1 protein-coding gene is annotated in these 10,873 nt (G+C 72.6%); it reads left to right on the top strand.

Annotation, left to right across the window (positions count from 1 at the left end):
• On the top strand, window positions 1–10,873 hold a 10,873-nt coding region (locus TVH25_RS18770; RefSeq protein ID WP_422425171.1), incomplete at both ends, for an amino acid adenylation domain-containing protein.

The raw sequence follows: 10,873 nt of genomic DNA on the forward strand, positions 1-10,873 counted from the left end.
GTCCCGTGCAGGTGGTGGTGCCCGCCGCCGCGGCCCCACCCGAATTCGCGGTGGTGCCCCTCGACGGCCCCCCCGCCGCCGCGGCCCCCGACGCGCAGATCGCCCGCATCGTGGGCGCCGGATTCGACGTGGCCACCGAAATCCCCACCCGCATCCGGGTACTGGCCGTCTCCGAAACCGAACACATCCTGGTGCTGGTCGTGCACCACGTCACCGCCGACGGGTTCTCGATGGGCCCCCTGGCCCGCGACATCATGACCGCGTACACCGCCCGCCGCGCCGAGCAGCCACCGCAGTGGGCCCCGCTGCCCGTGCACTACGCCGACTACACCCTGTGGCAGCACCGCATCCTCGGCGACGAGAACGACCCCACCTCGGTCGCCGCCCGGCAACTCCAGTTCTGGCGCACCACCCTCGACGACACCCCGGAACTGCTCGAACTGCCCCTGGACCGGCCACGCCCCGTGCAGCAGAGCCTGCGCGGCGCCCAGGTGCCGTTCACCGTCGACGCGGCCACCCACCGGCAGCTGGTGGCGGTGGCCCGCCGCCACGACGCCTCGGTGTTCATGGTCGTGCACGCCGCGCTCACGGTGCTGCTCGCGCGGCTCGCCGCCACCACCGACGTCGTCGTCGGCACCCCCGTCGCCGGACGTGGCCACCGCAACCTCGACGACCTCGTCGGGATGTTCGTCAACACCGTCGTGCTGCGCAGCCACGTCGACGAAACCGACACGTTCGCCGACCTGCTCGGCCATCTCCGGGACGCCGACCTCGCCGCCTTCGGGCACGCGGACGTCCCGTTCGAGCGCCTCGTCGAAGTCCTCGACCCGCCCCGGTCCACGGCGTATTCACCGCTGTTCCAGGTGCTGCTCGAGTTCCAGGACACCGAGCGGCCCGACGTCCGGTTGCCGGGGCTGACCGCCTCGGTGCTGGACCTGCAGCCGGGACTGTCGCACTTCGACCTGCAGTTGTCGATCGCCGAAACCGCCGACGAGAACGGACCCGCCGGGATCCGCGCCGCGTTCACCTACGCCACCGACCTGTTCGACGAGACCACCGTGGCGTCGTTCGCCGACCGGTTCGTGCGGATCGTCGAGACCATCGGCACCACTCCCACCGTGCCGGTCGGCAACATCGACATCGTCACCGGACGTGAACTCGCCGCGCTGGCACCCGCCCGCGGCCTGCCGCCGGTCTCCCCCCAGTCGTGGCCGGAACTGCTGTCGTCGATCGCGGCCATCGTGCCGGACGCGGTCGCCCTGTCGTTCCGGGGCCGCGAGGTGACCTACGGCGAACTCGACGAGTGGTCCACGCGCGTCGCGCGGCTGCTCATCGACTCCGGCATCGGACCGGAATCGGTGGTGGCCCTCGGGTTGTCGCGTTCGGTCGAGTCGGCGGCCGTGGTGTGGGCGGTGACCAAGACCGGTGCGGCGTTCGTCCCCGTCGACCCCGCGTACCCACCCGACCGCATCGCCTACATGCTCGCGGACTGTTCCGCTGCCATCGGCATCACCACCACCGACCATGCCGCCGCGCTGCCCGACACGGTGCCGTGGCTGATCCTCGACGATCCGGGCGTGCGCCGCCGCATCGAGGAGACCTCCGATGCGCCCGTGACCGACCTCGACCGCACCGCGCCGCTGCATCTCGACCACCCGGCCTATCTGATCTACACCTCCGGATCGACCGGCCGGCCCAAGGGCGTGGTGGTCACCCACAGGGGCATGGCCAACCTGCACGCCGAGGTGCGCAGCCACTTCACGCTCACCCACACCGCCCGTGTCTCGCACCTGGCGTCCCCGAGCTTCGACGCCTCGATCTTCGAGTTCACCAAGGCGTTCTGCGCCGGCGCCACCTTGGTGATCGTGCCGCCGGACGTGTACGGCGGCGACGAACTGGCCCGGTTGCTGCGCGAGGAACGGGTCACCCACGCCTTCGTCACACCCACCGCCCTCGCCTCGCTCGACCCGGCGGGCCTGGACACCTTGCAGGTGCTCGTCGTCGCGGGGGAGGCGTGCCCCCCGGACCTCGTGACCCGGTGGGCGCCGGGCCGGCAGATGTTCAACGGGTACGGTCCGTCCGAAACGACCATCGAAACCAGCGTCAGCGCGCCCCTGCAACCCGGGTACACCGTCACCGTCGGCGGCCCCGCCATCGGCTTCCACCAGGTGGTGCTCGACGACCGGCTGCGGCCCGTCCCGACCGGGGTGGCCGGCGAACTGTACATCGCGGGTGCCGGTGTGGCGCGCGGCTACCATCACCGCCCCGACCTGACCGCCGCCCGGTTCGTCGCCGACCCGTACGGCGCGCCGGGGGAGCGGATGTACCGCACCGGCGACATCGTGCGGTGGCGCTCCGACGGCACCGTCGAATATCTCGGCCGCTCCGACTTCCAGGTCAAGGTGCGCGGGTTCCGCATCGAACTCGGCGAGATCGACGCGGCACTGACCGCCCACCCCGAGGTGGTGTTCGCCCACACCCTCGGGCACACCGCACCGAGCGGCGACACCGTACTGGTGTCCTATGTGCTGCCCGAACCGGCCGCCGACCCGGACCCGCACACCCTGCGCACCCATCTCGCCGCGTCCCTCCCGGCGCACATGGTGCCCGCCACCGTCGTGGTGCTCGACGAGATTCCGCTGACCCCGGTCGGGAAGCTCGATCGGCGCGCCCTGCCCGTCCCCGACCTCGCCGCCCCCGGCGGCCACTACCGGGCGCCCACCTCCGACGTCGAACGGGTCCTCGCCGGGATCGTCGCCGAGGTCCTCGGCCACCCGCGCGTCTCCGTCGACGACAACTTCTTCGATCTCGGCGGCAACTCGTTGATCGCGACGCGTGTCGTGGCCCGCATCAACACCGCGCTCGGTACCGACGCCGGGGTGCGCGCGCTGTTCGAGGCACCCACGGTGCGGGCGCTGGCGGTGCGTGTCCTCGACGACCACGGGGGCCACGGGCGGGTGCCGCTCACCGCCGGGCCGCGTCCGGAGCGCCTTCCGCTGTCCCCGGCGCAGCAACGGATGTGGTTCGTCAACCAGTTCGACACCGACTCCGCCGCGTACAACATTCCGCTCGCGATCCGGTTGACCGGCCGCCTGGATCTGCCCGCCCTGATCGCCGCCGTGGGCGACGTCCTGGACCGGCACGAGATCCTGCGCACCTGGTATCCGGAAGACGAGCACGGCCCCCATCAGGTGGTCACCGACACCGGCCGGGTTCTCGCCGACCCCACCCCGGTGCCGATCACCGCCGCCGATCTGCCCGGCGCGCTGCTCGAGTTCGTCTCCGCCGGCTTCGATGTCGCCTCGGCCGTGCCGGTGCGGGTGCGACTGCTGCGCGTGCTCCCCGACGAGCCGGACACCGATTCCGGCACCGAACACCCCGGCACCGACCACTCCGACGTGCACGTCCTCGCCGTGGTGGTGCACCACATCGCCGCGGACGGGGCATCGATGGCGCCGCTGGCCCGTGACCTGATGGGGGCCTACCTGGACCGGACCCGCGGCTCCGCGCCGTCCGCCGCGCCGCTGACCGTGCAATACGCCGACTATGCGCTCTGGCAGCAGGCACTGCTCGGCGACCCCACCGACCCCGAGTCCCTGGCCACCACCCAACTCCGCTACTGGCGCGAGCCCCTCGCCGCCCTCCCCGAACAGCTGCCCCTGCCCACCGACCGGCCCCGACCGGCGCACCGCACCTTCCACGGCGACATCGTGCGGTTCACCCTCGACGCGGACCTGCACCGCCGGATCTCCGCGCTCGCCGCCGCCCACAGCGCCACCGTGTTCATGACCGTGCACGCCGCGCTCGCAGTGCTGCTGGCCCGGTTGTCGGGCACCGACGACATCGCCGTCGGCACCCCCGTCGCCGGCCGCGGACACCGCGCCCTCGACGACCTCGTCGGCATGTTCGTCGACACCGTGGTGCTGCGCACCCCCGTCTCCGGGGGACTGTCGTTCTCCGACCACCTCGACCGCACCCGGGAAATCGACCTGTCCGCGTTCGGGCACACCGAACTGCCCTTCGAAAAACTCGTCGACGCGCTCGCCCCCACCCGAGCCACCGACCATTCCCCCCTGTTCCAGGTGGTCCTCGAATTCCAGAACAACGAGCGCGCCCACCTCGACCTGCCCGAACTGACCGTCGACGCACTCGACACCGACCTGCCCGTCGCGAAATTCGACCTGCAACTGTCCCTGCAGGAAGAGCCGGACGCGTCGGGAATGTCCGGCGGATTCACCTACGCCACCGACCTGTTCGACGCCGACACCGTCGCCGACTTCGCGGACCGGTTCGTGCGGCTGCTCGACGCGGTCACCACCGACCCGCAACGACCCGTCGGCGACGTGGACCTGCTCGCCCCCGGCGAACATCCCCGCCGCGCCGACGCACTACGCGTCCCCGGCACCGACACCCTGCTCGACCTGTTCCGCCGCGGCGCCGACCGTGATCCCGACGCCGTCGCCGTCACCGCCGCGGACGGCGACCTCACCTACCGGGACCTCGACGCGCGGGTGCACCGGCTGGCGCGGCTGCTGCTCGGCCACGGCGCCGGGCCGGGCACCCTCGTCGCCGTCGCGCTGCCCCGCACCTCCGACCTCGTCGTCGCGCTCCTCGCGGTGCTGGAGACCGGGGCCGGCTACCTGCCCGTCGACGTCACCTTCCCGGCCGAGCGGCTCGCCCACATCTACCGCGACGCGCAACCGGTGTGCACCGTCACCACGGACGATCACGCCGGGTCGCTGCCGGACACGCCCGCACCGGCGATCCACCTCGACAGCCCGGAGGTGCACGCGGAACTCGCCGTGCTGCCCGGTACCGCCCTGACCGACGCCGACCGGCACGGCCCGCTGCACCCCGAATCCACCGCGTACGTCATCTACACCTCCGGCTCGACCGGCCGGCCCAAAGGCGTTGTCGTGCCGCACCGCACCGTCGTCACGCTGCTCGACGACACGCGGGAGATGTTCGGATTCGATCACCGCGACGTGTGGACGATGTTCCACTCCTACGCCTTCGACTTCTCGGTCTGGGAACTGTGGGGCGCCCTGGCCCACGGCGGCCGGCTCGTCGTGGTCGACTACCACACCGCCCGCGCGCCCCAGGACTTCCTGGAATTGCTTCGCCGCGAGCAGGTCACCGTCCTCAACCAGACCCCCACGGCGTTCTATCAGCTCATCGAAGCCGACCGCGCCGCCGGCGGTGCGCCCCTGCCGCTGCGCCGGGTGATCTTCGGTGGTGAGGCCCTCGACCTGGCGCAACTCGAACGGTGGTACCGCCGATACGGCGACACCGCCCCGACGCTGGTGAACATGTACGGCATCACCGAAACCACCGTGCACGTCACCGCCCTGACTCTGGACCGGCACCGCGCCGCCACCGCCACCGCCAGCCTCATCGGCGATCCGCTGCCCGCACTGCGGTTGCATCTGCTCGACGCCCGGCTGCATCCGGTACCGCCCGGCGTGGCGGGAGAACTGTACGTGTCGGGGGAGCAGTTGAGCCACGGCTACCTCGGGCGTCCCGACCTGACAGCGACCCGGTTCGTCGCCGACCCGTACGGCCCGCCCGGGGCGCGGCTGTACCGCACCGGCGACCGCGCCCGCCGTACCCGCGACGGTGACCTCGAGTACTTGGGGCGCAGCGACTTCCAGGTGCAACTGCGCGGGTTCCGCATCGAACTCGGCGAGATCGAAACGGTGCTGCTGCGCTGCCCCGGTGTCGCCCGCGCCATCGCCGTCGTGCACACCGACGACCGGTCCGGCACCGACCGGATCGTCGGCTACGTCGTCCCCGAAACCGGCACCGACCTCGACGTAACCGCCACCCTCGACCGCGCCGCAGCCGATCTGGCCGCCTACATGCTGCCCGCCACCCTCGTCGTTCTCGACTCGCTGCCGGTCACCGCCACCGGAAAACTCGACCGGCGGGCGCTGCCCGCGCCCGACTTCGCGGACCGCACCAGTTCCGGCCGCGCACCCACCGACGGCGTCGAACGGACCCTCGTCGATCTGTTCGCGCAGGTCCTCGGACTCGACACCGTCGGGGTGGACGATTCGTTCTTCGCCCTCGGCGGCGACTCGATCATGTCCATCCAACTGGTCTCCCGCGCCAAAGCTCTCGGCCTCGACCTCACGCCGCGCGCCGTGTTCGAGCACAAGAGCCCCGCCGGTCTCGCCGCGGTCGCCGGCACCACCGACGCCCCCGCGGTGCTCCCCGAACTGCCCGGCGGGGGAGTCGGCGCGCTGCCGCTGCCCCCGATCGTGCACTGGATGCTCGACCGCGGCGGCCACTTCGACCGGTACTCCCAGGCGGTGCTGTTGCGCCTGCCCACCGGACTCGACGACGCCACCCTCACCGCGGTCGTCGACGCCGTGCTCGACCGGCACGACATGCTGCGGGCCCGCCTGGTCCCCGACCCGGCCTCACCCGCCGGATACGGCCTGCACGTCGACCCCCCCGGCACCGTCACCGCCGGCACCGTCGTCCACCGGGTCCCGGTGACCAGCGCCGCCGACACCGACGACTTCTTCGCCCTCGCCGCCACCGAACTCGACGCCGCCGCCGACCGTCTCGACCCGACCGCCGGGCACGTGCTGCAGATCGTGTGGTTCGACGCCACCAGCGGCGCCGGACGGCTGCTCATCGTCGTCCACCACCTCGCCGTCGACGGCGTGTCGTGGCGCATCCTCGTACCCGACCTCGCCGCCGCCTGGGGTGTCGCCGCCCACGACGACCCCGCCGGGCCGCTGCTGCCACCCCCGGCCGGGACTTCGGTGCGGCGCTGGGCGCACGCCCTCGTCGACGCCGCCCACGATCCGTCGTGCCGCGCCGAAGCCGCCTACTGGCGCGACATGCTCACCGGCGACGACCCGCCGCTCGGCCACCGGCCGTTCGACCCGGCCCGCGACACCAACGACACCGTCACCAGCGTCGTCGCGGATCTGCCCACCGCCGTCACCGACGCGATGCTCACCACCGTGCCCGCCGCCTTTCACGGCAGCGTCGACCACGGTCTGCTCACCGCCGTCGCCCTCGCCGTGACCGGATGGCGACGCGAGCGCGGTGAGGACACCACCAGCGTGCTGCTCAACCTGGAAGGGCACGGCCGCGATACCGCCGCCGCCCCGGGCGCCGACCTGTCGGGCACCGTCGGCTGGTTCACCACCATCCACCCGCTGCGTCTGGACCTGTCCGGCATCGACCTCGACGACGCGCTGGCCGCCGGTCCCGCCGCCGGCCGCGCCGTCAAAACCGTCAAGGAACACCTCGCGGCCGTCCCCGACCACGGCATCGGCTACGGGCTGCTGCGCTACCTCGACGCCGACACCGGCCACCAGCTCGCCGCCCACCCTGCACCCCAGATCAGCTTCAACTACCTCGGACGTCCCACCGCCGGCACCGGCGGCGGCACCGACATCCCGTGGCTGCCCGTCGCCGGGTTCCCGCACGGCGGCACCCAGGACCCCGACATGCCGGCCGCCGCCGTCGTCGACATCAACGCCGTCACCGTCGACACGCCCGACGGACCGGTCCTGCGCGCGCACTGGTCCGCCCCCGCCGGTCTGCTCGACACCGCCGACCTCACCGAACTGAGCGACCGGTTCACCGCCGCGGCCACCGCGCTGACCCGGCACACCCGCAACCCGGACACCGGGGGACTGACCCCGTCCGACCTGCCGCTGGTGCGGCTGCCGCAGGACACCATCGAAGACCTCGAACAGCGCTACGGGCCTCTCGACACGGTGTGGCCCACCGCGCCGCTGCACACCGGGCTGCTGTTCCACGCGTTGCTCGCCGGGGACGACCCCGACGCCTACATCGTGCAACTCGTCCTCGACCTGCGCGGCCCCCTCGATCCCGCCCGGTGGCGGCGCGCCCTCGAGATGCTGCTCGACCGGCACCCCAACCTGCGGGCCGCGTTCACCACCGGCCCCGACGGCCACCTGCAGGTCGTCCCCACCCACGTCGATGTCCCGTTCACGGTCGTCGACACCACCGACGACCCCGATCCCGACGCCGCCGCGACGGAACTGCTCGACACCGACCGGCACACCCGCTTCGACACCACGCACCCGCCGCTGCTGCGCGCCACCGTCATCCGCACCCACCCCGACCGGCACCTGGTCGCCCTGACCAACCATCACCTGCTGCTCGACGGCTGGTCCACCCCCGTCCTGATCCGCGAACTGCTGGTGCTCTACGCCACCGACGGCGACCCCGCCGTCCTGGACCGTCCGCACAGCTACGGCACGTACCTGCAGTGGCTTGCCGACCGTGACCCGGCCGCATCGATCGACGCCTACCGACATGCCCTCGACGGTCTCGACGAACCGACCCTGCTCGCCCCGCAGCACCGGTCCGCGCACGGCGCCGGCATCTCCGAAGACCTCGACATCGACCTCGACCCGACGCTGTCCGCGCGCCTCGACGAGATCGCCGTGGCACGCGGCGTCACCGTCAACACTCTCGTCCAGACCGCGTGGGGGCTCGTCCTCGGAGCGCTCACCGGCCGCACCGACGTGGTGTTCGGCGCCACCGTCTCCGGTCGTCCACCGCAGGTCGCCGGCATCGAATCGATGGTGGGCCTGTTCATCAACACCGTGCCGGTCCGGGTCGCGGTCCGCCCCGGCGACACCGTCGGCGGGCTCGTCGACCGGGTCCGGTCGGAACAGACCGCGCTGCTCGACCACCACCACATCGATCTGAGCACCCTCGACCGGCACGTCGGTGCCGCCGCCCGCTTCGACACCCTCACCGTCTTCGAGTCGTATCCGGTCGAACGCGCCGGCCTCGACCGCGACACCGACATCGGCGGCATCCGGGTGGCCGACATCACCGGCCGCGACGCCGCGCACTACCCGCTCAGCGTCGTGGTGCACACCGACGACGCGGTACACCTGCGGATGAAGTACCTCCCGGAGGTGTTCGACCGCACCGAGGTCACCACCATCGCCGACCGCATCGCCCGCACCCTCGACGCGCTCGCCGGCGACCCGACCGCACCCGCCGCCGGCATCGACGTACTCACCACCACCGAACGGCGCACCCTCACCCCGGTCCACGGACCGGTCGGCGGTAGCGTCGCCACCCTGCCCGACCTGCTCACCGCCACGGCCGCCGCGCATCCCGACACCGTCGCGGTGCTCGACCCCACCCCCGGCGGCACCGACCGCACCGTCACCTACCGCGACCTCGACGAGCGTTCCACCCGGCTGGCCCGGGTCCTGCTCGACGGGGGTATCGGGCCGGAAACCTTCGTCGCGCTCGGCATCGCCCGCTCCGTCGAATCCCTCGTCGCACTGTGGGCGATCACCAAGACCGGTGCGGCGTTCGTCCCGGCCGATCCCCGCTACCCGGCCGAGCGGATCGCGTTCATGCTCGACGACTGCGGTGCCACCGTCGGCCTGACCACCACCGCACACGTCGCCGACCTGCCCGGCACGGTCCGTTGGCTCGTCCTCGACGACCCGGCGCTGACCGGGCCGCTCGCCGCCACCGATCCGGCACCGATCACCGACCGCGACCGCATCGTGCCGCTGCGCCTCGACCACGCCGCCTACGTGATCTACACCTCCGGTTCGACCGGCCGCCCCAAAGGGGTGCTCACCACCCACCGCAGTCTCGACAACTTCGCGCGCGAGCAGCAGGACCGGTTCCGCGCCGGACCCGGCGCCCGCGTCCTGCACTTCTCGTCCCCGAGTTTCGACGCGTCGATCTTCGAATACCTGCTCGCGTTCGGGTCCGGTGCCACCCTCGTCGTGATTCCTCCGCACGTGTACGGCGGCGCCGAACTCGGTCGCCTGCTGCGCGAGACCGGCGTGACCCACGGGTTCCTCACCCCGGCCGCGCTCGCGTCCCTCGACCCGGCCGACCTGACCGCGTTCGTCGACCTCGCCGTCGGCGGCGAAGCGTGGCCCCCCGAGCTGCGCGACACCTGGGCGCCGCACCGCCGCCTCGTCAACGGGTACGGCCCCACCGAGACAACGGTCATGGCCGCGATCAGCGACCCGCTCGGTCCCCACGACCCGCTCACCCTCGGCGGTCCGCTGCGCGGAGTGCACGCCGTGGTGCTCGATCCCGCGCTGCGCCCGGTCCCGCACGGCGTCGCGGGGGAGTTGTACCTGGCCGGATTCGGGCTCGCCCGCGGCTACCATGCCCGGCCGGCGCTGACCGCCTCCCGGTTCGTCGCCGACCCGTACGGCACGCCGGGGGAGCGCATGTACCGCACCGGAGACATTGTGCGGTGGACCGGCGATCCGGACGACGGTCCCGGTCTCGAATACCTCGGCCGCGCCGACTTCCAGGTCAAGATCCGCGGGTTCCGCGTCGAACTCGGCGAGATCGACGCCGCCCTGACCGCCCATCCTGCGGTGTCGTTCGCGGTGACCGTCGCACACACCGCACCGAGCGGCGACACCGTGCTCGTCGGGCACGTCCACCCCGCAGCCGGCAGCGCCATCGACCCCGACGACATCAAAGACCATCTGGCACAGCTCCTTCCGGAGCACATGGTGCCGACCGCCGTCACCGTCCTCGACACGATCCCACTCACCCCGGTCGGCAAACTCGACCGCCGTGCCCTGCCCGTCCCGGACCTGGCCGCCACCGGCGCCTACGAGCCACCCGACGGCGACCTGGAAACCGCGGTCGCCGACGAGCTCGCCGACGTTCTCGGCCTCGAGCGCATCTCCGTGACCGACAACTTCTTCGACATCGGTGGCAACTCCCTGATCGCGACCCGCGCCGTGGCCCGCCTCGGCGACCGGCTCGGCCGCGACATCGCCGTCCGCACCCTGTTCGACGCCCCCCCCGGGCGGCAGCTCGCCCCCCCGCACGCGACCGCCCCCCCCCCCGGCCCCGCCCCCCCCCGCCC

The sequence above is a fragment of the Rhodococcus sp. 7Tela_A2 genome (assembly GCF_049311045.1).
Classification (GTDB): domain Bacteria; phylum Actinomycetota; class Actinomycetes; order Mycobacteriales; family Mycobacteriaceae; genus Rhodococcus.